The 24,078-nt window shown below is 40.3% G+C and carries 30 protein-coding genes and 1 other RNA gene; 8 read left to right on the forward strand and 23 right to left on the reverse strand.

The window, feature by feature from the left end; genetic code table 11:
- Window positions 1–131: 131 nt before the first annotated feature.
- The 6 genes from NST15_RS15640 to NST15_RS15665 all read right to left on the reverse strand — a co-directional run bounded on the left by NST15_RS15640 (window position 132) and on the right by NST15_RS15665 (window position 5,784).
- Window positions 132–266, reverse strand: a complete 135-nt coding sequence (locus tag NST15_RS15640) for a hypothetical protein (protein ID WP_255234054.1) — start codon at window positions 264–266, stop codon at window positions 132–134.
- A complete protein-coding gene (locus NST15_RS15645) occupies window positions 263–2,698 on the reverse strand; it encodes a heavy metal translocating P-type ATPase (RefSeq protein ID WP_342498643.1) in 2,436 nt (811 codons plus the stop codon). Before NST15_RS15645 ends, NST15_RS15640 begins: the two co-directional genes overlap by 4 nt.
- 84 nt (window positions 2,699–2,782) lie before the next feature.
- On the reverse strand, window positions 2,783–2,989 hold the full coding sequence (copZ, locus tag NST15_RS15650; protein WP_017368060.1) for a copper chaperone CopZ: 207 nt from the start codon (window positions 2,987–2,989) through the stop codon (window positions 2,783–2,785).
- A gap of 83 nt (window positions 2,990–3,072) precedes the next feature.
- Window positions 3,073–3,378, reverse strand: coding sequence for a metal-sensing transcriptional repressor (locus NST15_RS15655; RefSeq protein WP_008347647.1), 306 nt, complete (start codon window positions 3,376–3,378; stop codon window positions 3,073–3,075).
- A 97-nt stretch (window positions 3,379–3,475) separates the two neighbouring features.
- Window positions 3,476–3,931 carry a DUF6376 family protein gene (locus NST15_RS15660; protein ID WP_342498644.1) on the reverse strand — a complete coding sequence of 152 codons (456 nt, stop codon included), beginning with the start codon at window positions 3,929–3,931 and terminating at the stop codon, window positions 3,476–3,478.
- Between the two features lie 254 nt (window positions 3,932–4,185).
- The gene (locus NST15_RS15665) at window positions 4,186–5,784 is read right to left on the reverse strand and encodes a histidine kinase N-terminal 7TM domain-containing protein (RefSeq protein WP_125589641.1); all 1,599 of its coding nucleotides are present in this window, start codon (window positions 5,782–5,784) and stop codon (window positions 4,186–4,188) included.
- A 239-nt stretch (window positions 5,785–6,023) separates the two neighbouring features.
- Here NST15_RS15665 and NST15_RS15670 point away from each other — a divergent pair, with 239 nt between their 5' ends.
- Window positions 6,024–6,269 (forward strand): hypothetical protein, encoded by a 246-nt coding sequence (locus NST15_RS15670; protein WP_046527451.1) that lies wholly within the window; start codon window positions 6,024–6,026, stop codon window positions 6,267–6,269.
- Window positions 6,270–6,371: 102 nt separating this feature from the next.
- Here the strand turns inward: NST15_RS15670 and NST15_RS15675 are convergent, their stop codons facing one another.
- On the reverse strand, window positions 6,372–6,938 hold the full coding sequence (locus tag NST15_RS15675) for a hypothetical protein (protein ID WP_017368064.1): 567 nt from the start codon (window positions 6,936–6,938) through the stop codon (window positions 6,372–6,374).
- 414 nt (window positions 6,939–7,352) lie between these two features.
- Here NST15_RS15675 and NST15_RS15680 point away from each other — a divergent pair, with 414 nt between their 5' ends.
- On the forward strand, window positions 7,353–8,189 hold the full coding sequence (locus tag NST15_RS15680) for a hypothetical protein (RefSeq protein ID WP_058213597.1): 837 nt from the start codon (window positions 7,353–7,355) through the stop codon (window positions 8,187–8,189).
- 110 nt (window positions 8,190–8,299) lie between these two features.
- On the opposite strand, the gene ssrA is transcribed toward NST15_RS15680, so the two are convergent.
- The 7 genes from ssrA to NST15_RS15715 all read right to left on the reverse strand — a co-directional run bounded on the left by ssrA (window position 8,300) and on the right by NST15_RS15715 (window position 13,665).
- Window positions 8,300–8,662: a transfer-messenger RNA gene (ssrA, locus tag NST15_RS15685) on the reverse strand.
- A 181-nt stretch (window positions 8,663–8,843) separates the two neighbouring features.
- Entirely contained in the window at window positions 8,844–9,314 is a 471-nt protein-coding gene (gene smpB / locus NST15_RS15690; protein WP_008347658.1) for an SsrA-binding protein SmpB, read from the reverse strand.
- Window positions 9,315–9,453: 139 nt separating this feature from the next.
- On the reverse strand, window positions 9,454–11,793 hold the full coding sequence (gene rnr / locus NST15_RS15695) for a ribonuclease R (protein ID WP_335357917.1): 2,340 nt from the start codon (window positions 11,791–11,793) through the stop codon (window positions 9,454–9,456).
- Between the two features lie 19 nt (window positions 11,794–11,812).
- On the reverse strand, window positions 11,813–12,559 hold the full coding sequence (locus tag NST15_RS15700; protein WP_008347663.1) for a carboxylesterase: 747 nt from the start codon (window positions 12,557–12,559) through the stop codon (window positions 11,813–11,815).
- A gap of 123 nt (window positions 12,560–12,682) precedes the next feature.
- A complete protein-coding gene (gene secG, locus NST15_RS15705; protein ID WP_003212746.1) occupies window positions 12,683–12,916 on the reverse strand; it encodes a preprotein translocase subunit SecG in 234 nt (77 codons plus the stop codon).
- Between the two features lie 187 nt (window positions 12,917–13,103).
- Window positions 13,104–13,394, reverse strand: coding sequence for an AbrB/MazE/SpoVT family DNA-binding domain-containing protein (locus NST15_RS15710; RefSeq protein WP_008347666.1), 291 nt, complete (start codon window positions 13,392–13,394; stop codon window positions 13,104–13,106).
- Window positions 13,395–13,431: 37 nt separating this feature from the next.
- Window positions 13,432–13,665, reverse strand: a complete 234-nt coding sequence (locus tag NST15_RS15715; protein WP_008347669.1) for a helix-turn-helix transcriptional regulator — start codon at window positions 13,663–13,665, stop codon at window positions 13,432–13,434.
- Window positions 13,666–13,819: 154 nt separating this feature from the next.
- On the opposite strand from NST15_RS15715, the gene NST15_RS15720 reads away from it, so the two are divergent.
- The 3 genes from NST15_RS15720 (at window position 13,820) to NST15_RS15730 (ending at window position 15,159) form a co-directional block, all read left to right on the forward strand.
- On the forward strand, window positions 13,820–14,224 hold the full coding sequence (locus NST15_RS15720) for a helix-turn-helix transcriptional regulator (protein ID WP_007500204.1): 405 nt from the start codon (window positions 13,820–13,822) through the stop codon (window positions 14,222–14,224).
- Between the two features lie 130 nt (window positions 14,225–14,354).
- On the forward strand, window positions 14,355–14,756 hold the full coding sequence (locus tag NST15_RS15725) for a transcriptional regulator (RefSeq protein WP_008347673.1): 402 nt from the start codon (window positions 14,355–14,357) through the stop codon (window positions 14,754–14,756).
- Window positions 14,757–14,838: 82 nt separating this feature from the next.
- Window positions 14,839–15,159 carry a helix-turn-helix domain-containing protein gene (locus NST15_RS15730; RefSeq protein ID WP_007500199.1) on the forward strand — a complete coding sequence of 107 codons (321 nt, stop codon included), beginning with the start codon at window positions 14,839–14,841 and terminating at the stop codon, window positions 15,157–15,159.
- 81 nt (window positions 15,160–15,240) lie between these two features.
- Here NST15_RS15730 and NST15_RS15735 read toward each other — a convergent pair whose 3' ends face one another.
- From NST15_RS15735 to NST15_RS15750, 4 genes are read right to left on the reverse strand one after another with little or no spacing between them, the layout of a single operon-like run.
- Window positions 15,241–15,930: an ABC transporter permease gene (locus NST15_RS15735; protein WP_008347676.1), complete on the reverse strand. Its 690-nt coding sequence runs from the start codon at window positions 15,928–15,930 to the stop codon at window positions 15,241–15,243.
- Between the two features lie 21 nt (window positions 15,931–15,951).
- Entirely contained in the window at window positions 15,952–16,869 is a 918-nt protein-coding gene (locus tag NST15_RS15740; RefSeq protein WP_008347678.1) for an osmoprotectant ABC transporter substrate-binding protein, read from the reverse strand.
- 13 nt (window positions 16,870–16,882) lie between these two features.
- Window positions 16,883–17,536 carry an ABC transporter permease gene (locus NST15_RS15745; protein WP_008347681.1) on the reverse strand — a complete coding sequence of 218 codons (654 nt, stop codon included), beginning with the start codon at window positions 17,534–17,536 and terminating at the stop codon, window positions 16,883–16,885.
- A gap of 13 nt (window positions 17,537–17,549) precedes the next feature.
- The gene (locus NST15_RS15750) at window positions 17,550–18,698 is read right to left on the reverse strand and encodes a betaine/proline/choline family ABC transporter ATP-binding protein (protein ID WP_017359222.1); all 1,149 of its coding nucleotides are present in this window, start codon (window positions 18,696–18,698) and stop codon (window positions 17,550–17,552) included.
- A 269-nt stretch (window positions 18,699–18,967) separates the two neighbouring features.
- On the opposite strand from NST15_RS15750, the gene NST15_RS15755 reads away from it, so the two are divergent.
- The gene (locus NST15_RS15755; RefSeq protein ID WP_017359221.1) at window positions 18,968–19,504 is read left to right on the forward strand and encodes a GbsR/MarR family transcriptional regulator; all 537 of its coding nucleotides are present in this window, start codon (window positions 18,968–18,970) and stop codon (window positions 19,502–19,504) included.
- A gap of 54 nt (window positions 19,505–19,558) precedes the next feature.
- On the opposite strand, the gene NST15_RS15760 is transcribed toward NST15_RS15755, so the two are convergent.
- On the reverse strand, window positions 19,559–20,194 hold the full coding sequence (locus tag NST15_RS15760; RefSeq protein ID WP_035389414.1) for an NAAT family transporter: 636 nt from the start codon (window positions 20,192–20,194) through the stop codon (window positions 19,559–19,561).
- A gap of 150 nt (window positions 20,195–20,344) precedes the next feature.
- On the opposite strand from NST15_RS15760, the gene NST15_RS15765 reads away from it, so the two are divergent.
- Complete coding sequence (locus NST15_RS15765) at window positions 20,345–20,776, forward strand: hypothetical protein (RefSeq protein WP_255234206.1); 432 nt, start codon at window positions 20,345–20,347, stop codon at window positions 20,774–20,776.
- 15 nt (window positions 20,777–20,791) lie between these two features.
- Window positions 20,792–21,256: a GNAT family N-acetyltransferase gene (locus NST15_RS15770; RefSeq protein WP_024719836.1), complete on the forward strand. Its 465-nt coding sequence runs from the start codon at window positions 20,792–20,794 to the stop codon at window positions 21,254–21,256.
- Window positions 21,257–21,276: 20 nt separating this feature from the next.
- Here NST15_RS15770 and NST15_RS15775 read toward each other — a convergent pair whose 3' ends face one another.
- From NST15_RS15775 to NST15_RS15790, 4 genes are read right to left on the reverse strand one after another with little or no spacing between them, the layout of a single operon-like run.
- On the reverse strand, window positions 21,277–21,558 hold the full coding sequence (locus NST15_RS15775) for a hypothetical protein (protein ID WP_065461090.1): 282 nt from the start codon (window positions 21,556–21,558) through the stop codon (window positions 21,277–21,279).
- Entirely contained in the window at window positions 21,559–21,924 is a 366-nt protein-coding gene (locus tag NST15_RS15780; RefSeq protein WP_342498645.1) for a hypothetical protein, read from the reverse strand.
- Window positions 21,921–23,318: a hypothetical protein gene (locus NST15_RS15785; RefSeq protein WP_342498646.1), complete on the reverse strand. Its 1,398-nt coding sequence runs from the start codon at window positions 23,316–23,318 to the stop codon at window positions 21,921–21,923. Before NST15_RS15785 ends, NST15_RS15780 begins: the two co-directional genes overlap by 4 nt.
- Entirely contained in the window at window positions 23,290–24,057 is a 768-nt protein-coding gene (locus NST15_RS15790; protein ID WP_156061060.1) for an ABC transporter ATP-binding protein, read from the reverse strand. The genes NST15_RS15785 and NST15_RS15790 overlap by 29 nt, the downstream gene beginning before the upstream one ends.
- Between the last annotated feature and the right edge of the window lie 21 nt (window positions 24,058–24,078).

Raw genomic sequence — 24,078 nt, forward strand, 5'->3', positions numbered from 1 at the left:
CGCATCTTAACGATGAACCTACAAAAAACGACAAAAAGGAACAAAAAGAAGTGAATTTTTTATGAAAAATCTTTTAAAAGGTGGGTTTTTCCACAAAATTGTTAAAAAAAGACTTCGCTTTTGGCGAAGTCTTAATGTTGCTGCATCTGTTCAACTGGCGACTCTTGATGTGGAGAAAATTTGTCATAAACAGCATAACCAATCAGTACAAGCGCCACATAAATCACAGCACTCAACGTCCACACCCATTTGACATTCAGCTTCATTCTGCCACACCCTCTCTGACAGGTTTCAACCGCTGTAATCTTAGTGCGTTCAGTACAACCGATACAGAACTAAAGGCCATTGCGGCTCCTGCAAGCCATGGTGCCAGGAACCCAAATGCAGCAATCGGTATACCAATACAATTGTAAGCAAGCGCCCAAAATAGATTCTGTTTAATGTTTCTCATCGTTTTTCTGCTAAATTCAAGTGCATCTGCAATGGCATGGAGATCTCCTGTCATGAGCGTAATATCTGCCGCTTCCATGGCAACATCTGTACCTGTTCCGACGGCCATCCCGATATTTGCTGTTGCAAGGGCAGGGGCATCATTGATGCCGTCTCCAACCATCGCCACTTTTTTTCCTTGTTTCTGAAGCGCTGCAATATGAGCCGCTTTTTCCTCAGGAAGAACTTCAGCGATCACATGATCTATGCCTGCCTCACTCGCAATCGCTTCTGCTGTTCGTTTGTTATCTCCTGTCATCATCACGACGTGAATCCCTTGCTCTTTGAGACGAGCGACCGCTTGAGAAGAAGACGATTTGATCGTATCTGCAACGGCAACAATACCTGCTGGCTCGCGGTCAATGGCAATGAGCATCGCCGTTTTTCCTTGTTCTTCAAGCTCAGTCACAACTGCTTCTAGTGCTTCGCAGCTGATATGATGTTTCTTTAGGAGCTTCCGTGTGCCAATCAAAAGCTCATGTCCTGCAGCTCTTGCTTCAATTCCATGACCAGGATCTGCTTGAAAAGCTTCTACCTCGACCGCTTGGAGACCCCGGTTCTTCATGCCTTCTGTAATCGCTCTGGCAAGTGGATGCTCTGACTGCTGTTCTGCCGATCCTGCTAACTGAAGCAGCGTATCTTCTGTCCAATTGGCAGACGCAATCACATCTGTAAGACTCGGCTCCCCTTTTGTCACAGTCCCTGTTTTATCTAGCACTACTGTATCTAGTGATTGGGTTATCTCTAAATGCTCTCCGCCTTTAAACAAAATCCCTGATTCAGCTGCACGGCCGCTGCCTGCCATAATAGAGGTCGGTGTAGCAAGACCAAGCGCACAAGGACATGCGATGACGATGACCGCTATAAAGGTCTCAAGGGCTGCTGTCACATTTCCTGGATCAACAAAGATATACCAAATCAGAAAAGTGAGCACAGCCAATCCTACAACAATGGGGACAAATATCCCTGAAATTTGATCTGCCATTCTTTGAATTGGTGCTTTTGAGCCTTGCGCTTGTTCGACGACTCGAATGATTTGTGAAAGAGCCGTTTCTTTTCCTACTTTTGTTGCTTTCACTTTCACAAATCCATTTTTATTGATGGTTGCCCCGATGACTGTATCTCCTGTGGTTTTATCAACTGGCAGACTTTCACCTGTAATCATGGATTCGTCGATCGCTGTTGTTCCTTCGATGATTTCTCCGTCTACTGGAACTTTTTCACCCGGCTTGACGAACACAAGATCATTCACTTTCACTTCAGAAATAGGAACGGTCATTTCTTTCCCATCTCGCTCTATCACAGCTTCTTTCGCTTGTAAACCCATCAGTTTTTGAATCGCTTCTGATGATCTCCCTTTCGCTCTTGCTTCCATTAATTTTCCGAGCACAATTAGCGTAATGAGCACAGCACTCGTTTCATAATAGAGGGCCGCCTCATGTGTGCCTTGAACCGCTGACTGAATACTTTCATATAAACTATAGAAAAAAGCAGCTGATGTCCCTAATGCCACAAGGACATCCATATTGGCACTTTTATTTTTCAACGCTTTATAAGCACCTACATAAAAAGGCCAGCCGACAATGAACTGGACGGGCGCTGCTAATGCGAGCTGAACCCATGGATTCATAAACGCTTCTGGCAACCAAATAAACGATGTGAAAGAAAAATGACTGACCATTGCCCAAAGAAGAGGCAATGACAAAATCATCGAGAACAAAAAGCGTGCCGTTTGTTTCTCAATCGCTACTTGGCGATGGTCTTTTTTTCCTTCCTCTGCATGCTCTTCGGCTGGTTCGATTAATGAATACCCAATGGATTTCACAGCCTCTTTTATGTCACTTGGAGATATTTGCCCAGGATGATACGTCACCTGAAGTGATTCAAGCGCAAAGTTCACTGATCCTTGATCAATACCGTCCATCCGGTTGACTTTTTTCTCAATTCGGTTTGCACAAGCCGCACACGTCATTCCCTCTATATCAAATTCGGCTTGCTCCATCACCACATCATAGCCAAGAGATTGAATTTTTTGTTTTAGATCCTCTGCTGTGAGTTGTTCTGTTTCATACACAATGTGGGATGTTTCAAGCGCAAAGTTCACACTGGCGTCGTCCACACCTTCCAACCTGTTCAAGCCCTTTTCAATGCGGCCTGCACAGGCGGCGCAAGTCATTCCCGTAATTTGAAAATCAATTTCTTTTTTCATTTATCTCACCTCTCCACATACTCCATGGGGGTATTGTTATTTTTAAAAAAATACGTGCTGTCTTATGCAGCACGTATGCTCATTTTATACGACATCATATCCCTGTTCTTCAATGACATCAGAGATCTGGTGTAACGTGATTTGATCTGGGTGAAAGGAAACCTCCACCTGACCCTTATCTAAATGGACTTTCACAGATTCAACACCTGCTAATTCTCCTACATTTCCTTCGACTGCTTTCACACAATGTCCGCAAGACATGCCTTGCACTTGTAGTGTTGCTTGTTCCACTTCTCATCGCCTCCATCAATCATTTTCTATTTTTACTATACCCTAGTAGGGTATCATTGTAAACATAAATGATCCGCTTTTTGCTACGATTTTGTCAGCTTCGTGAAGACATTCATTAACTCCTCAATCGCTTCATCCCCATTACCGCTCTTAATGGCATCCGCTACGCAGTGGTGTGTATGCTTTTCCATTAATTGAAGACTCACTTTTTTTAAAGCTGCATTGACAGCAGAAATTTGATTCACGACATCTATGCAGTAGCGATCGTTTTCAATCATTTGCTGAATCCCTCGCACTTGACCTTCCACTCGTTTTAAGCGATTGATTAATTGCTCTTTTTCCTTCTCAGCTCTAGGCGAAGCGATATGTCTTTCTTCTTGTTCTGTCATCTGATCACCTTTTTTCTATCATACTTGTGTTACATTCAATTAAAGCATATCTTCACCTGAAAAGGCAAAGATATGCTGTGATCACCGTTTGCTTATCCTAGTTTGTTAGTTGTTCAATATCTTGCAAAAGGCTGACCGATTGCTGAAGCTGCTTCATGAGGCCTTGTTGATCCTCTAAAATAGCTGCAGCATCGAAGTTGTCCATTTTCAATTGCTGTAAATAGGTTTGAATCTCCTCTGACAGCACTTTATTTTTCTCTATGATTTGTGCATGCAGGTCTTCTGCTATTGATGGGGCTGTGAGTTCATTAAATTCTTGAATGTCTGCTTTCAATGATTCCAGTTGCTGCGTCAAATCTGCTCTTTTGGCAGCATCTTGTACAGCTTCTTCCGCAAGCTGTGGAAAATCCTTTGTGAATTGCTGAATATCTGTCACATACTCATTTGCCTCTGTGACATATGTCGTTGTATCGTTTACTTGGTCTAGCAGTCCTGAACATCCACTTAACAAAAACGTACCGGTAAATAGAAACGCCATCACATATTGTTTCAAGACCCATCATCCTTTCATCTGTATGTTGAAACCCCTCATTTGTCCAGCTTCCAACCACACAGATGCAAAAAGACCTTAAAAAAAGCCAGACCTTTGCCTCATGTGTGATAGGCAAAGGTCTGGCTAACATGTTCATGCCGGAATGGCCGAGAAACAACGGATGTTTCTGTAATGACGACCAAACCGTAAAAGCTACTCCCCTTTAGGAAACCGTTCAAATGTTATGTTTATCATATCTAAATGAAGGACAACAGTCAATGAGAAGCAGGCGGAAGATCCTGCTTTTGGTATAGCATATAGTCCGAACCAGTTGATGCATAAATCCGATTACGTCCTTGGCGTTTTGACATATACAAGGCTTGATCTGCCTCAAATAGAAGCGTTTCTAATATAGAGGGATCATTCGCTGTATGGGCGACGCCAAAGCTTGCTGTCACTCTTACTTTTTTCTCATCTGTCTGAAAGAAACTCACTTCAAATGAATGTCTCATCTGTTCCGCAATATGACATGCCTCTTCAAATGAATGATGCGGCAGACAAATGGCGAACTCTTCTCCACCATATCGGCCAAATAAATCATCCATCTTCAAATGCTGCTGACAAATGGACACAACATGACGCAACGCCTCGTCTCCAATATGATGTCCATGCGTATCATTGATTTGTTTAAAGAAATCAATATCAAATAGCAATATCGCAGTATCCTGCGCATCCTCTTCCAATAACATCTGCGTTCGTTCAATAAAGGAAGACCGATTGAAGATATTCGTCAAACCATCAATATATGCTCGGCGCTCCAGCTCTTCCTGCAATAGTCGCTGCTCCGTAACATCGCTGATCACAATTTGCCTGCCCTCGACTTCGCCTCTTCTATTAAAAAGAGAAGAAGCAGTGAGATGATAATAGAAGGGCTGCTCTTTTTCCCACATTAAATCATACTGTGAATGATCCTGCGGAGAACGCAGCCACTGTATAAACGCTGGCTCTTTGATGATCCCTGAGAATATATCATCGATTTTATAGCCGATTCCCTTTTTAGCGAGCACAGGAATGATCAATGCAGCCGCAGGGTTATAATCAATCAGTGTTCGGTATCGATCCAATAGAAGAACACCTTCTGACATATGTTCAAACACACGCTCCATCGCAATGGGAGAGAGCTTAAAGAGATGAAAAGACATAATCGCCCATAAGTAGAGTGCGTTGGTTAAAAACATCACCACTGGTACTGGGTCAATGTGAAAAGGCGTGACACCTAATAAATAGATAAAAGAAGTCGTGATCGGTAATAATATTCCAACGAGCAAGATCAGAACCTGTTTCAAATAATCTTTCTTCACACGTAAAAACCAAAGCAGCATAAAAATAGCGAGCATGGAACAACCAAATGTATAGACCCCATGAATGATATACCAATAACCAATGGTAAAATCAGCTAATAAAAACCCGTCTACTGTATTCATCGTGATGCTTCGGTAAAAGAGTGAATGAAAAGAGTTGGTGAACACCAAAATGGTGGTTAAAATTGGAATCAGCAAGAAGAGAAGCACGCGTCGCTTTGTTACATATTGATGGAAACCAGTAAACTGCAGCACAATCATCAGGCTAAACGGTGCAATAAACGGAAGACCTATGTATTGAAAACTAACCCAGAATGTAATTTCTTGAGGGGTGCGCGCCAATAATTCAAATGTATGTCCAAAAATATAAATCGCAGTTGCTCCAGACATATACATAAACAATTGACAGCCAATATACCGATGGCGATTTGCATGAGCAATGATTGATAATATTACGGACAGAATGCCAGAAACACTCATGATCACAATAAAATGTAAAACAATCGAATCCATGTAAACGCCCCAATTTCAGTTATTTAGAACTAGTCTAATCTTACTATATATGAGGACGTCTCAAATGGGAAGATGTGATTTTGAATTGGTTGGCGGTTTTTTGGAAAGCGTTCGTCATTTTACTAGTCGTGGTGCCTCATCTGTTCATTACTTTTTACTTAATTTAAGGATAAAGCATATTGTAGCAAGTGAAATATCTGTACAATGTGGAGATGAATGAAAAGGAGGCTTGAAAGGAGATGACTTTTTTGATCATCATGGCAGGTTTGTTTATGCTGATTCTTTTAGAAAAGCCATTTCAGAAGAAACGATCTGGGCTGTTATTTTTAATGAGTTATTTGCTGCTGATTGCAGTTTATGTGATTCAGACAACATTTGTGGAGATCATGTCGGATGGGCTTTTGATGATGATGGCGGTGATTGTGGTTTGCCCTTTGTTTGTTCGGTTGGTCCGGTTTTCCTCGAGGAACTTACATGAAAAGTAAGAAGGATGACAGTATGTAGCATCCTTCTTATGTTGTGAACTAAACTCGTTATTCTTAAGACCCACTGAGCTTTGTAAAGCAGACGTCTTTTTCTTTACTTAATTATGAATTTGATTTATCTTTTTGTTTTTCATTTGATTTATTGTCTTTCATTTTACTCATCTCTTTTTTAGCATTATCCACTTCTTCTAAAGCTTTTTTCATTCTAGAATTCATGAAACTTAAATCATCATCACTGACTTTATCTCGCTTGATTACTTTTAAGATATCTTTGAAAAGTGATTCAAATTTGTCATCCGCTTTCACCAAGTACTCGTTTACTTTTTTATACGTATCAGGAACTTTAACTTCTTTGTCTTTGGCTTCGCTGAGTAATTCTCTCATGCTATCAATCTTTGTCTCAACATCACTAGCCCATTCTTTATCGTAAACCTCGTCTAAAGGAACCAACGATAAAACAAAAGACATAATTCTTTCTTCAAACCGTTTTAGATATCCCTTATACCATGATGCATATTCGCTATCAGTCATTTTTTCTATTTTTTCTTGTTTTGCTGCTGCTTTGTTTGATGAACCGTTTGCTGATTCATTTTTACCACATGCTGTACCCATCATCAATGTAAATACTAAAAGAAATACTGAAATGATTGTCTTTTTGTTTGTTTTCATTTTTATGAATTACTCCTTATCCTTTGAGACTTTTTCTAATTCGTCAACTACTTTAGCTGTTTAATCATTTGCTTTGTAGGGTCTATTCGAACTTTTTTCTTTTAACTAAATTGTCCCCCTGTCATTATCTGGTGATATTTCCCTACAAATTATCATCGGTTAAAAAATAGGTATATTTAGGTATTCTCCCTAACTTTCTAATAAAAAATTCTATAAGAAACAACCTAAGCATCTATCTTCCAGACACTAGATACGACGGCTTCTGAAAGTTTAGAAACAAGCTACATTGCCGAATCGCTTCTAAATTTTTGAATTTTAAGTGTGAAATGAATTAGATGAAGTATATTAAAGTATAATAAAGAGGTTATAAAATGAAGTTAGATAATCTTCTAATAAATAAAGGAGAACTTACGAATGACTTTTGATGAATTAATAGAACTTTCAGAAGAAGAATTTATAAATTATGATTTCAAAAGAGAGGTTTTTGATTTAAGAAATTTAATATATGATGAAAAAAACCCTATTGCAAATATCATTCTATATAAAGGTAATATTTATGGTTCCCAATCTGATTGTGATAGATTACCTTTGACCCTCGAAATATACAAACGCTTATGGGGAAATCAATTTGAATTCTGGAATACTAAACAAACAGATTTTGTTGAGGCAAATGGAGAAACAATGAATTCATTTGTAACTCCTTACAAAGCCTTTTATAAGGAAACATATGATTTATCCAATCCTATATTTAAAGATTATGCAAAATTAACACACACAGTAGGTAATTTTATACCTGTATACGCCATCAAAAATAATAAAAATTGGTTTTCTCCTTTTAATAGCAAACGTTATAAATCTACCTATGATTATTGGGATCTAACTTTGAACCATATGAAAGTCATTTTAAATGATTTTATGAATAGTAATGATTCTATTGAGATTTTTTTAGAAAACACAATGAACAATAACACTTTCAAGTATAAAAAGTATATTATTGAATCTGCTAAATGGATTTTAAGTTTTAAAACTTGGCCTAATTTTGTGGAGAAGAATTTTTTGCAGAGTTTTTTAGAAAACCCAAAAGATTTAACCAGTGAACCAAAAGAATTTTGGCGCAATCACTTTAAAGGAACAGTTAGTACCAAAGATGAAAATAATCTGAGTGAATTTTTAACTTTTGTTAATCAAGCTATTCTTGAACGAAGTTCACTTATATATAAACAACTGAAACTAAATTATGAATTCCTATAATATTTGTAACAGCAACATATAGCAAAAGTTCATTGCAACTATAAAATTTCACGTATTTAAAAAGTGTCAAAACCCTTATCTAACATGGGTTTTGACACTTTTTTAAAATCATATGGAGACGGTGGGAGTCGAACCCACGTCCAGAGACATCGATTACTTAAGCGTCTACGAGCGTAGTCAACATATTTCGTGTTCACTCATCCTCATGCCTGCTGACGGGCGCTTGGAGAGCTAGTCTGATGGATCTCTTCTTACGTCCTCAGACGAAAACGTAAGCGTAGCCTACTTCATTGGGCTCCTCACAGACACATAGGCAATGTCAGGAAGAGCTCGCTGCGCTTATTAGGCAGCTAGTGCTAAGTTTTGGTTAAAACTTTTAGTTTTGCCAGTTACATTTAGGTGCGTGTTAACGAGATCGCCTCTCGGCTCGCAGCCTAAGCTCGAACCATCCCTGTCGAATCCGTAACGTCCCCTTGTAAAAGGGATATACGGGATGGAAACGTTCTTTAGCTTAACTGCTTCCGTATATGACTATTATAACAATCTCATCGCTCGAAACAACTGGTGGTTTCTGTAAAAAAACGACGATGATTGTTTACTGCATAACATATTGTAGCATAATGCTTCCGCTCTCAGCAAGCCATCTGCATGCGTCTAGAATTGCTTTTGCCGGTCACGGAAAGCTCGCTCGATTTCACGTTTCGCATCTTTTTTCTTCAGATCTTCACGTTTATCATATTTCTTCTTCCCTTTACCGACTCCAATTAGCACTTTGGCAAAGCCATTTTTCAAATAGAGTTTAATGGGAACAAGTGAGTAGCCCTCTTCCTTTGTCGCACCAATCAACTTACTGATTTGTTTGCGGTGAAGCAGCAGCTTTCTCGTTCTGAGCGGATCATGGTTATAACGGTTCCCCTGCTCGTATGGGCTCACGTGCATATTGTGAAGAAACACTTCTCCTCGTTCGATTTTGGCAAAGGAATCTTTTAAATTCACTTTTCCTGCTCGAATGGATTTGATTTCAGTTCCTTGTAATACAAGGCCGGCTTCGTATGTTTCTTCTATAAAATAATCATGGTTGGCTTTTTTGTTTTGGGAAACAACCTTTCCCTCTCCCTTTGGCATTGGCGTACACCCTCCTTTTGACACAGACACGGTCCAAATCGTACGGATTATTTTATCAAACAATCCAGCTTTCGACAATGCTGCTGCCACTTGGTCAAAAAGCAAATAGAGCGTGATGCCCTATTTGCTTTTTGTCACGTTACTTTTTCTTTTTGCGCTTTTGTTTCGGTGCGTTATCAAATACGCGTTTTTTCTTTTTCTTCTTTTTACGACCTGTAAACCAGTCGCCGCCTTTATCCTCTTTGCCTTTTTCCCCAGAGGCCTTTTGACCTCCGCGTCCTTTTTTGGCTGGTGGATCTGTCCGTTTTTTGAACTTGAAGTCTTTTGGTGATTTACGGCGAGTGCCTTTCATCCCGACGATTTCAAAATCAATGGAATGCTCATCTTTATTTACACTCACCACTTTGACAGTAATTTCGTCACCTATGCGATATACATTCCCTGTCCGCTCACCGATCATGGCAAAGTGCTGTTCATCAAAACGATAGTAATCGTCTGTCATGTAGCTCACATGGACAAGGCCTTCTATCGTATTCGGCAGTTCAACGAATAGTCCGAAATTCGTGACGGAACTAATCATACCATCAAACTCTTCACCGATTTTATCCAGCATAAACTCTGCCTTTTTCAGGTCATCTGTTTCGCGCTCAGCATCAACAGAGCGGCGCTCCATTGTAGATGCATGATCTGCGATTTCTGGCAGCAGTTGACCCCACTTTTCAAGGGTCGCTTCGTCTGTCTTTTTCTCTATTAAATAGGTTCTGATCAGCCTATGCACGATTAAATCCGGGTAACGGCGGATCGGCGATGTGAAGTGTGTATAAAATTCGGTAGATAATCCAAAATGTCCAATGCTTTCTGGATCATACTTCGCCTGTTTCATTGAGCGAAGCATCACAGTTTGAATGACGACTTCTTCCGGCTGATCACGGACGGCATCAAGTACACTTTGAAGAGCACGCGGGTGAATATTCGTTGACGTCCCTTTCACAATGTAACCAAATGTCGTCACGAACTCTAAAAAGCGCTGAAGTTTCTCAGGATTTGGTTCTTCGTGAATTCGGTAAATGAACGGAACATTCATCCAGTGGAAATGCTCGGCAACTGTTTCGTTTGCCACCAGCATGAATTCTTCAATTAATTTTTCGGCAACAGAACGCTCACGAATAACTACGTCTTTCGCTGCGCCTTCATCATCTACAAGCACTTTTGCTTCCTTGAAGTCAAAGTCGACTGCTCCACGCTCCATTCGCTTGTCACGCAGAATTTCTGCAAGCTTCTCCATCTCTTGGAACATTGGTACTAACGGCTCGTATTTGTCTAAAAGCTCTTCATCTTGGTCAACTAAAATCTTATTCACATCGGAATAGGTCATTCTTTCCGTCGTTTTGATCACACTTTGGAAAATTTCGTGTTTGACGACTTTCCCACTTCGATCAATGATCATTTCACAAGAGAGTGTGAGACGATCTACCTTCGAATTCAACGAGCAAATGCCATTTGACAGGCGATGAGGAATCATTGGAATGACGCGGTCGACAAGATACACACTCGTTCCACGCTCATAGGCTTCCTGATCAATCGGAGAGTTTTCCGTTACATAATGAGAGACATCCGCAATATGCACACCCAGTTTGTATTTACCATCATCCAACTTTTGCACAGTAACCGCATCGTCCAAGTCCTTTGCATCTGCACCGTCAATCGTCACGATCGTTTCATTGCGCAGATCACGTCTACCTTCAAGGTCCTTTTCATCGATCGTTTCAGGTGTGTCTGCTGCCTGCTGGAGCGCTTCTTCCGGAAACTCACCTGGTAGACCGTGTTTATGAATAATCGACAAAATATCGATGCCAGGGTCATTTTTGTGACCAAGGATTTCAGTCACTTCACCCTCTGCACTCATTCTTCCTTCAGGGTAGCTTGTCAGCGTGACAACGACTTTATGACCTTCAACCGCTCCGTTTTTAGCGGATTTTGGAATGAAGATATCGTTTGTGATTTTTTTATCATCAGGAATGACAAAACCAAAACTTTTCGTTTCTGTATAGGTACCGACAACCGTCTGAGTATTACGCTCCAGAATACGGATGACCGTTCCTTCTTTTTTGGTGCCATTTGATTTGTGGCTGACACGAACCATGACGGTGTCGCCATTCATTGCTGTGCCTAGCTCATTTGGCGGAATGAAAATATCATCCTGTCCAAACTCTTCTGGTGTCACAAATGCAAATCCTTTTGCATGCGCAGACAGCTTCCCTTTTACCAAGTTCATTTTTTCCGGTACACCATAGCGGTCGCTGCGGGTACGGACGATAAGTCCCTGATCCTCTAATATCACAAGTGCTTTGACGAGCTCTTTATAATCATCTGGATTGGTAATTTCCATCATGACTTCTAATTCCTGCACCGTTAATGGTTTGTACGCCTCTTCTTGCATAAACGCAAGTAATTCATCCATAAATTCTTCTTTTTGCACACTCTAACCCCCTATATATTTAAATTGACCAATCGAGTGATTCTAAGAATGCATATACATCCTGATGAACCTTCTCTCGCTCTTTATCAAGCGTGATAACATGGCCCGATTCTTCATACCACTTTAAATGTTTTTCATCTGTCTCTACTTCGTTATAAATAATGTTTGCACTGTCTGTATTAATCATATGATCATGACGTGCCTGAACAACAAAAGTAGGTGAATAAATCATGTCAACATTGTTTCTGACATCTGCAATGAGTTCTTGAAGAGCCTTGAGTGTACCCATTGGTGTTTTCTTGAACTCTTCCATCTCTTGCTCAATTTGATCCTCTGACTTACCCTCGAATTTTTTATAGTTACGGGCATAATCTAGTACACCCTGGTACATGACTTCTTCACTTTTTATGTACATAGGTGCACACATAGGTACAATTCCCTTTACAGGTACAGTGTAACCTAATTTTAATGAAAAAACTCCTCCGAGGGATAGTCCGCAGACCGCAATTTCCTCATAACCTTCGTCTTTTAAAAATTGATAGCCTTCTTCTACATCTTTCCACCAATCTGTAGGACCTGTATGAACAAGCTCCTCTGGCGGTACACCGTGTCCTTTGTATTGAGGTGCATGGCATGTATAGCCTCTTTCATTCAAATAACGCCCAAGCATACGAACATCGGCTGTATTCCCAGTAAAACCGTGAAGAAGAAGCACCGCCTTTTCTCCACCTTTAAACGTAAATGGTTTTGGTGTAACAACTTTCATGATGTGACTTCCTTTCCTTCTGATATGGTTTATATTTTCCACTTGTATGTATGAAACAAACACAAAAGAGTGCTGATAATAAAAAAAGGTCTGAAAAAAGATCAGACCTTCTGTTACTCGCGCCTACACGCCTAAATATGCCAATGCAAGTGTTAAGATGAAGAAAAGCACTGACAAAATGACAGTTAATCGGTGAAGAATCAAGTCAAGACCTCTCGCTTTTTGCTTACCGAAAAGCTGCTCGGCTCCACCTGAAATAGCGCCTGACAGTCCTGCACTTTTACTTGATTGTAATAATACAACGATGATAAGTGCGATACTGACAATTACGAGTAATGTGATAACAAATGCGTGCATGAAAACACCTCCAGACAAACTGGTACACATAACTTTATTTTACATGAAAACAAGGTGCATGTCACGAAACATCAAAATAAAGATTTCCTATATATTGTCGACTTTATTTGTCATTTTGATTCAATTTCGCTCCAATGGATTGTATGCAGCATTTTTTATATGCAATTTTTGAGGTTAAAAAACGTTTTTAGCGAGTTGCTTCTTCTTTTAAGAGCTGTTTTAATTCTACTAACAACCGTTCAGCTCCTTCAGGACTCAGCACGACGTTACCGTTTCCATAGCTTTTGTTGTATTTCGTTATTTGGCCAGTTAATAAGCAGCTCTTATCTGCATCATATTTTTTCAGCATAATGGTTTGATCTTCGATGAAAATTTCTAACAGCTGCTCTTCTTTTATATTGAGTACCTTTCGCATTTCTGAAGGCAGAACAATTCTGCCAAGCGAATCAATGTGTCTTACCATTCCAGTTCTTTTCAATGAAGCCGCCTCCTTAATGATCATACGATGATTTCATTTATTGACTTTTGTCAACATCTTCATAGTAAAATAAATCTTCAAATTTTTTATCAAAGTAATGAATCATTTTGCCAATGACAAGCTGTCCTGGCTTCCGGTGACCATTCAATACCCTGCTGAGTGTGGCAGGAGAGATACCAATTTCATCTGCGAGCTGATTTAAAGACATATCGTTTTCGATCATATACTGCATCACAAATGCCCGCCTGATCTGAATCTTTTCGACCATCATTACAACCTCCTATAGGATCAATATGTACAACATGTAGGACTCTCATATCTCCCGGATTCATTAACTTATGTCAACACTTTTACGCCCTTTCTATTTCCTTTGGTCAATGATCATACTAAAATAAGTCATATACTGAAATGTGAGGTTCGATGACATGAATCACTTTGGTGAACAATTACGCATTTTAAGAGAGAATAGAAAGATGTCTGTCAATCAACTCGCCATGTATTCAGGCGTAAGCGCTGCCGGTATTTCTCGGATTGAGAATGGAAAGCGTGGTGTGCCAAAGCCTTTAACCATAAAAAAATTAGCACGCGCTTTGAAGGTGCCTTATGAGGATTTAATGCTGCTTGCCGGTTATATTGAACAGGAAAAAGTGCATGAAATGAAACCGAAATATGAATCCATATTAAAAATCTATCAAACGGCGCTTCAAAAGGATGTAGAACATCTCCCTATTTTCGATGGAGACCAATGGGAAACACTCACCGCACAAGACATCAGCCAGCTGAATCAATACTTTCTCACGCTCATTAACCAAAAAAAGGCGAACAAATAGCGGGGCATAAACATAAGATACATCCACTATTAACTAATGTCAATATTTTCATGGTGCACTTATTGCCAATAGTCAACAAATCGAGTACACTAGAGATAACTAATCTTTAACCATGTGAGGTTTTGAGTTGATGAACTTCGGTGCATATTTAAGAGCATTACGTGAGAAAAGGAAACTATCGGTGAACCAATTAGCGATGTATTCAGAGGTCAGCGCTGCTGGTATTTCTCGGATTGAAAACGGGAAACGCGGCATTCCGAAACCTCCTACAATTAAAAAACTAGCAGGTGCATTAAAAGTACCTTATGAGGACATGATGCAGGCTGCAGGGTATATTGAAGAAGCGTCTTCTGCCTATGTCATAAAGGAAGAAGAAACGGCTTTTACCCAAATAAAAGAAGCGGCAGAGCAATATGAACTTGATGATCTTGAAATATTTAATGGGGACATATGGTCCACTCTTTCTAAACATGAGATAGAGGATTTAAACCGCTATTTGTTATTTCTACTAAACAGCCGTTCGTCATCGTAAAATGTTTTGATCATTGACAAGCTTTTTGCGCCGATTTTTGACAGAATTACGGTATAATGGGTTCAGATTGGAGTGAAGAAAGATGAATCAATCTGATATGTGCCCGCGGTTTGAAAAAGCAGTTGAGTTATTAAGTAAACGCTGGGTGGCACTGATTGTTTTTCAGCTTCTCTCAGGTTCACAGCGCTTTAGTGAAATCGAAGCAGCTCTGACCAATTTAAGCGGAAGGGTTTTATCTGAGAGATTAAAAGAGCTGGAAGCAGCAGGCATTGTAAAACGGGAGGTTTTTGCTGAAACACCCGTGCGTATTGAGTATTCATTAACTGATATGGGGCGCTCACTTGCACCCGTTTTTGAGGAAATTGCGAAGTGGTCCTCTGAATGGATCACACTTGAATCATAAATGTCTCCTGATGTGAGCCGCCTAATCATGATAAAAAAACCTCCCCTACAGATGTAGAGGAGGTTTTGTCTTTTCAAGCATTTATGCGGATGTCATGTTTTTTTCAGCTAACGCCTTGCTTTCTTTTTTCTTGTTGGTTGGGCTTAAATAGCGTTCAAGCCAGCCCATGACAAGGTCGGCAATAATGGCCATGAGCGCAGTTGGAATAGCACCTGCTAAAATAATGGCTGTTCCGTTTGTCGCGTTTGATCCTCTGATGATGATATCACCAAGTCCTCCAGCACCAACAAATGTCCCAATCGCTGTAATACCGATTGCGATCACAAGTGCGGTTCTTAAACCAGCCATAATGACAGATAAAGCAAGCGGTAATTCAACCATTCTCAGCACTTGCCATTTCGTCATGCCCATCGCTTTCCCCGATTCTAAATAGGCATGCTCAATGCTGACAATACCTGTGTACGTGTTACGGATAATCGGCAGAAGCGAATACAAAAAGAGTGATAAGATGACTGTATTTGCGCCAAGTCCTAATACAAGCATCAACACAGAAAGCATCGCTAACGCTGGAATGGTTTGAATGACATTGGTTATTGCGAACACCCAATTGCTCAGTTTGCGGTAATGCGCCACAAAGATGCCGACTGGTATTCCGACAATTGCCGCAAATAATACCCCATACGCTGACATGAGGAAATGCCGGTAAAATTCTTCTAACACATATGAACCGTTCTGTTGATAATACGCCCATAATTGCTGCAGTGTGTCCATCAGCTCTGACACCTCCCAATCTTACTCAAAGTAATTGTGTTTCTTTAGAAAATCTCTCGCAACAGTCGCTGGTTCTTTTAGTTCTCCATCGACTTGATAATTGAGCTCTTGCATTTGTTCGGTATCGATTTTTCCAATCAACCTGTTGATCACCTTGTCCAGTCCTGGATTTTCTTTTAATACCTTCTCAGGGACAACTGGTGATGCATCGTATGGTGGGAAGAATCGTTTATCATCTTTTAAGATTTTGAGATTATACGCTTTGATCCGGCCATCTGTTGAATAGGCAAGCACAATATCCATTTTTTCATTTTTCAATGCGTCATAGACTAGACCGATCTGCATCGGAAAGGTGCTTCCAAATTCAATTCCGTATGTTTTCACAAATCCTTCGTAACCGTCACCTTTCTTTTTCAGCCAAATATTATCCACACCGAAGCGATAATTTTTGGCATTCTTTTTTAAATCAGAGACTGTTTCTAGGTTGTTTTCCTTCGCCATCTTCTGCGTCACAGCAAAGGCATACGTATTATCAAACCCATAGGAATCAAACCATTTGTAATCATAGCGTTTTTTGAATTCTTTCTGGACGATTTCCATTGCACGCTTTGGATCTTTTTCTGCATCCATTCCTAGCGTACTTGTTAAATCCGTGCCTGTATATCGTGTTGCCGAAATGTCGACATCACCGTTTTCCATTGCTTTCTGCTGCACCGTATTTGAGCCTAAATTCTTCACAATGGTTGTCTTTTTATCTGTGTAATGCTCAATGATGTCTCCCACCATATAGGCCATAATTTCTGATTCTGTAAAGTTTTGTGCACCGATTCGCAGCGTGCTCCCTGAAGAGCCGGCTAGTCCAGGAAGTGAACAGCCACTTATGAATAGCAAGCATCCGGCAAGCAGTGCACTGATCCATTTTGTTTTTCGATTCTTCACATGAGCCAACTCCTTATGAAACTTCCTTCAATCCTTTTAAGCCTTCTGGTGTTACTTTTTTCTCAAGCTTCATCAATGTAAGGTCAATGATGACTGCTAAAATAGTGACAGGGATTGCACCCGCAATAATGTATTCCGGCTGGTAAAGCTGAAGCCCAATTAAAATGTAGTCACCAAGACCGCCTCCACCGATAAAAGCAGCAAGTGTTGTCCATCCAATTAAATAAATCGTTGAGGTTCTAACCCCTGCCATAATGACCGGAACAGCAAGCGGCAGTTCCACAAGACGAATTTGTTCCCATGTCGTCATGCCAATCCCTTTACCAGATTCAAGCAAGTTTTTGTTCACACCTTGAACACCGGCATACGTATTTCTTAAAATAGGCAAAACGGAATAGAAAAATAGCGCAACGATCGCAGGTATTTTTCCAACTCCCAAAATAGGAATAAAAAATGCAAGAATCGCTAAACTAGGGAGTGTTTGAAAGATATTCACGACGCCGATGACAAAACCGGCGCCTCTTTTCATTCGTGTAAGAATGACGCCTAAAGGAACGGCCACGATAATGCCTAACACAACGGCAATTAAAGAAATGTATAAATGCTCCCACATTTTTGTGAGGAGTTCCCCACCATTTTTCTCAAGAAAATCGATGATTTGATCCATGTGTACACCTCCCTTAGTTCATTTCAGTGACAGCCTCCGGGGTATCTTCTCCCCAAATAGAGTCATATACGACATCTACAAGACTTGCACGTGTGACGATGCCTTTTAAGTGCCCTTTTGCATCGACAACCGGTACATATTTAATGCCGCGTATTAAGATCTTTCGGACAGTATCTCTAAGAAGTGCACCTTCTTGTACTGTATAAAATTCTGTATTTAAAATATCGCCTACGAAGGCTGCTTTTCTGCGGTTTGCATCGATGGTTTCAATATCGATATAGCCTTTCAGCACATGATTTTCATCAACGACAAGCAGGGAATCAACCCGCTTTTCTCTCATAATAAAGATGGCATCTGTCAATGTTTTTTCGACGGTAATTGTGACTGGAGATGTGTTCATCATTTGTTCCACACGTTCCATATTCGGATTTGACTGAAGCAGACGTTCTTTACCGATGAATTCTTCTACGAATTCGTTCACAGGGTTACGTAAAATATCATCTGGCGTGCCCACTTGGACAATCTCCCCATCTTTTAAAATGACAATGCGGTCTGCAAGTTTAATCGCTTCATCCATGTCATGTGTGACGAATACGATTGTTTTATTTAACGTTTTTTGCAGTTTCTTAAATTCTTCCTGCAATGAATCTCTTGTGATCGGGTCAAGTGCTCCAAATGGTTCATCCATCAGGATTAAAGGGGGTTCTGCTGCGAGTGCGCGAAGAACGCCGATACGCTGCTGCTGTCCTCCACTGAGTTCATGAGGGTAACGCTCTAAGTATTCCGGCCCCATGTCAACGAGTTTGAGCAATTCACGCGCTCGTTCTTTTCGTTTTTCTTCCGGCCACTTCAGCAGCTTCGGCACAAGGGAAATGTTTTGTGCGATGGTCATATGAGGGAAAAGTCCAATTTGCTGAATCACATAACCAATTTCTCTTCTTAATTGGACTGGATCTTTTTTCATAATGTTTTCTCCCTCGATCAATATGTTTCCTGAAGAAGGTTCAATCAGTCGGTTAATCATCTTCATGGTTGTCGTTTTACCACAGCCACTCGGTCCAATAAAACAAATAAATTCTCCTTTTGCTATTTCTAAATCAATATTTTTGACAGCTTTTTTTCCGCCTTTATACGTCTTAGATACATTCTCTAGTTTCAGCAAATGAGACACCTCCAATTAGTCGGATATATATTTTCAGAAAATTTACACCTTATTTATTATAGTGCAAACTTTATAAAATAAAAAGTTTACAATGTGTTTGTATTGCATAAAATTTATTTAAAATTTTCAGTTAACGGCCTGATATGTACCGATCCCTCCTTTTTCCTCCAACTTACGAGCAAATACTCAATATTTATTGTTTTCATCAACAAACAGGTATATGATATATTGTGTTACAAATTGTCAGTCGTGAAGGGATGAAGCGGGGAATGGACAAGCAAGCGTTAGGCGCCATTCAAAAAGCACAGGATCATTATATTGAAAAAGCTGCCGAGAACATGAATGCCTTTGGTCTTTCTGCCACAGTGGGTAGAGTGCTTGGTATCATTCATATGAACCGTAAACCAATGACGCTCGGTGAGCTCTCAGAGGCGACCGGCATGAGCAAAACAAGAATGAGTCAAGTCGTTCGAGAAATGCTTGATCTGAATATTGCTGAAAAGGTTTATGAAAAAGGAATACGCAAAGATTTATATGACGTTGAGCAAGATCAATATCAAACCTTTATTTCATTGTTTGCAGCCAATTGGTCACGTGTTGTCAGCAAAAATCGCAAGGCACATAAGAAGACATGCAAGGAATTGCTGGAGCTGCTTGAACAAGATGACCTGCCAGAAGAAACAGTAGATAAAATCAATCTTCTTCTTTCAGAAATCAAGGAAAGTCTCGATTATTATGACTGGATTAGCCGTTTAATTGAGTTCTTTGAAAGTGAAGAAGTATTTCAACATGTGCCAAAACCTTAAAAAAGCTGTTTTATTTTACAATTTTGTAGAAAAAAACAGCTTTTTTATATACACTTATGACATCAGCATTGGGAACATCCCTTTGATCCCTGCGCCAATCATCTCTACTGCCACAACAGCTAGAATCAATCCCATTAATCGTGTCACGACATTCATCTCTGTTTTCCCCATTTTTCGCATAATGAAACTTGAATAATGAAATGCATAATAGGTCATGGCAAGTACAACCACAATGCCAATAAGAATCGCAAGCAGATGAAGCGTTACTTGGTGGCTTCCTGGCGTTAAGCTCATGACAGTCGCAATTGTACCAGGTCCGGCAATGATCGGAATGGCGAGCGGGGTCACCGAAACATCGGCCTTCTCTTTGCTCTCTGCCTTTTCATCCGAATGAGGGTTTTGAACATGTGATTCTTTTGCATTCAGCAAATTGTAAGCGATACCAAAAATAAAAATACCTCCGGCGATACGGAGTGCATGGATATCAATGCCAAACAATTTGAAAATGAGCCTGCCTGCCAAAAGAAAGGCAATCAAAATCATAAAAGACACAACAATCGCTTTTTTGGCCGTCTGGGCGCGTTCTTTTTCTGAGTAGCCTTCTGTTAAAGTGATGAAAAGAGGCACGTTTCCAATGGGGTTTGAGACAGCAAATAGTGACACAATGACATGAATCATAAAGGAAATCAACAGACACCCTCCTTTTTTCATAGTGTCTGCTAATCTGATGCGAATATTCCCTTGTTCTGTTAAAACCTGGTTTGTTTTAACCGATGATAATAGAGGTTTAACGAAAGGGGAATAGAACATGAAAAAAACATCACGATCATTGTCTTGTCTGTGATCATCCTAGTTACAACTGGCTGGATTGTGTGGCAGCAGCAGTCGCTCACCGCAGCAGAAAATAAACACCAGCAAGAAATGAGAAAGAATGATGAGCAGCTGACACAATTAAAGTCAGAAGGCACGGATATGAAAGATGAAATGGATGGTCAAAAAAAGGAATTGTCCACCATCACAAACAAGCTGAAGAAAGAAAAGAAGGCGCATCAAAAAGAAACCAAACAGCGTAAAGCGCTTGAATTGAAAATAGGCCAGCTTCAAAAAGAACTGGCATCAGCGAAAGCAACGGCTCAAGCGAATAAGCAGGCAGCACAAACGACTAGGAAAACAACTGTTAAGAAAGACCCAAATGTCACCCATCATCCTCCTTCTCAATGGGTGCAGGATCAATATGATTGGGGTGTTAAACAAGGGTATATCAAAGAATAGAGAGGATGAAATGATTTGATACAGATTCGGCCATTGTCTCATGATCAATCTGTTCCTATGGATCTTTTACTATTAGCTGACCCTTCAACTGAAAAAGTCCTTGCCTATGTACAATCTGGTTCTTGTTATGTTGCTTTTCATAAACAGGACATGATTGGTGTGTATGTTCTGACGCCTCTGTCTCAGCAGACAGTGGAAATCATGAATGTCGCCGTGAAGGAGTCATGGCAAGGGAGAGGAATTGGGAAGCAGCTGATTCGCCATGCTATTTCAGAAGCCCAGGCAGCTGGCTTTCATACAATTGAAATTGGCACAGGCAACTCTAGTATTCAGCAGCTCGCCCTTTATCAAAAATGCGGTTTTCGCATGGCGTCTATCGATCACGATTTCTTTCTGAAGCACTATGATGAACCGATTTATGAGAACGGTATTCAGTGTATGGATATGGTGCGGTTGTCACTCGTTCTTCAAGCAGACTGACTTCATTCAGCCTGCTTTTTTTATGTTCTGCTCTTTTTCACTGCATGAATCATATATTGAATCAAGAAGTAGAGAGCGGCACCCGCTAAAAAACAGACCACGCACCCAAAGAGCGTTGCCTCTGAGCTGAATTGATACTGTTCAATTTTCATGATATAAAATGGCATACCAAATAGAGTTGGACTCGATTCAACATGATGAACCTCTAGCAACATTAAAAATACTGGTGTCATAAACACAGCAAACACATAAAGCATCGCAAGCGTTAAGCCGCTAGAAAACGAATGAAATACTTTAACCATTTAGTTCTCTCCTTTCATCTCTTTTAAACTGGCGATGATATTTTTCCCATCTGGGCAAGCTGGATGCAGCATCACTGTATTTAATAAAGAAAATAGCAGCAATGGATGCGTCAATGGATGCCTCCACATGAAGAAAAGCACACCCGAGCAGATCACTGGAAACACAGGACCTGCAAGTGCCACCATCACATTAAAACCCGGCCGTGAAAATTTCTCATGGACAATCGACACGTGCTTCCAATCGATCATCACCACATAATCAAAGATGGGTCTTTTTTCGATTTTGTTGCACACCATCACCATCAGGATATGACCGAGTTCATGAATGAGCACAATGGCTATTAAGCAAAATAAAAGCGTCATCATCGCACAATCGGCCTCTTTAGCATGGCAGCATATATGAAGATGAAGAATGCGGCTGAACAAGCCATATAGGCAGTTGAGAGCAGCTGGGTATTTGCAGAAAGCCACTGGACTAAAAGCATATCCAACATACTAAACACAGCAATCATCATCACGATCACAAACAGTTTATTAAAATCACTAATCTTCACGACAAACCCGACACATGCCGCCATGACAGTGATCAATAAAATGGACAAACTCGCCAAACCGTGCCCTTCACTTTCAACCCCAATCATGAAATAAGCAAGCCCGATATAGACAAAATAAATCAATATATTCATTGTGTAATAAAATAAAATTCTTGATAATAAATAGGCACCCTTTGATGTATTTAACATAAAAATGGCTCGCTGATTGAGATGATATTCCCTGCCAATCATGAGCGGTAGCATAATAAGGATCTCCTTTAAGGCAAACTGCACAATAAAAGCATACAGCCAGCCAGTCTCTGCCGGAGTAAAGATGAATGGGAGACCTATCGTGAAACAGACAAGAAACAGGAACAAAATACCTTGTTCTTTAAACACAGCTGATCGGCTAAAATAAACAAGCTCCTGCCGCAGATGTGTGAAAAATGAAGAATCCGATCTGATTTTTTGGTAAGAAAACGACTTCACCTCTACCTTTAGCTGCAAAAACATCCGATTGACATAACAAGCCGCCAAGCCTTTCAGCCAAAACCACCCTGCACATAGAAAGATCATCAGAAATACAAGAGAGATAGACGGCCATACGTGAATCATCTCAACCGCTTTTTGAAAAAGGAGAAACACGAAAGCACCGAGCGTCACAAATCCAATCGTTTGCAGCAGTAAATGCTCTTTTGTTTTTGATATAAAATGGCTCACACCAATTCGTATCAGCATCCAAGAAGCAAGCGTATAGAGCGCCAATCCACAGCAAGTGATCCCTACCACAATGATCCAATACAAAGATAGTGTAACGCCGCTAATGATCAGTCCTAATAGGATGGGTAAAAAAAGCAGACCAAGCATGATGAAACAAAACAGCACTGGAAAGAAATACACACAAAGGACAAATGAGACACTTTGCATCGCACTATTCAAAAAGAAGAACTGATACTCTTGACGCTTCATTTTATGACGGGAAAAGACAATACCTGCTCCCAAAAGCAGCAGGGTCATTTTCACAAATTGAAGGTATAAAGCAACTGGTTCGCTCTCCCCTACTTGCATAAAAAAACGCAGGCTCATGACAACGTATATGGCGTAGATCAGCAATAAAAAAACGGCTGCGGCGAGAAGCTGCAAAGGATATTTTTTGCCGAGCTGCTTGATTTTCGTTGTGAGCATGCCCCATTCTATTTTATGAAGAACGTGTCGTGTCCAAGTCATTGAGCAACCTCTCCACCTGCATATAGTAATCTTGATTCACTTCTTTATAAATACCCTCAAGTGATTGATGAGGGAATGTTTTGTTTGTTTCTTGACGTGACATATCCAGCTTGATATCACCGTTTCTTAAGATTATGAGGTGATCATACAATGTCTCACCAAAGCCCAAATGATGGGTAGAAATGAGAATGCCTGCGCCTTGATCTCTCAGCTTCATGAGCACCTTTTTTAAGATGATCATCATATCTGGATCAAGTCCATTTGTAGGCTCGTCGAATACATAATAATCACAAGACCTAAGGAGCTGGGAAATGATTTGTGTTTTCTTTTGATTGCCATGAGACAACTGGGCAATTGGCTGATCCATATAAGGTCTCAGCTCAAACAGATCGACGAAGGCCTCTTCTCGAGGTCCATTTCGTTTGTCTGGAAGCTGGAGTAAATGAAAATATTCTCTCGGCGTTAAATAATCAAACAAAGCATGATCATCAGGAATATAGGAAACATGTTCTTTCAAAAAGGAGATATGTGCTGAGGATTGAAAATTCAGCTGTTTACCATCTAAAGAGACAACACCCGTAAATGGTGTCAGGCCAAACATAGACTGAATCATCGTGGTTTTTCCTGCCCCATTATGCCCCAAAAGCAGAAGCATACGTCCTTTCTCTACATTTAACTGAATATCGCGGAGAGAAAAGGTGCGGCTATACGTTTTTTCTGTTAAGTGTAATGTCAACATCATGTCCCTCCATTTATTTCA

The sequence above is a fragment of the Bacillus sp. FSL R5-0820 genome, assembly GCF_038593385.1.
In the GTDB taxonomy this organism is placed as follows: domain Bacteria; phylum Bacillota; class Bacilli; order Bacillales; family Bacillaceae; genus Bacillus; species Bacillus altitudinis.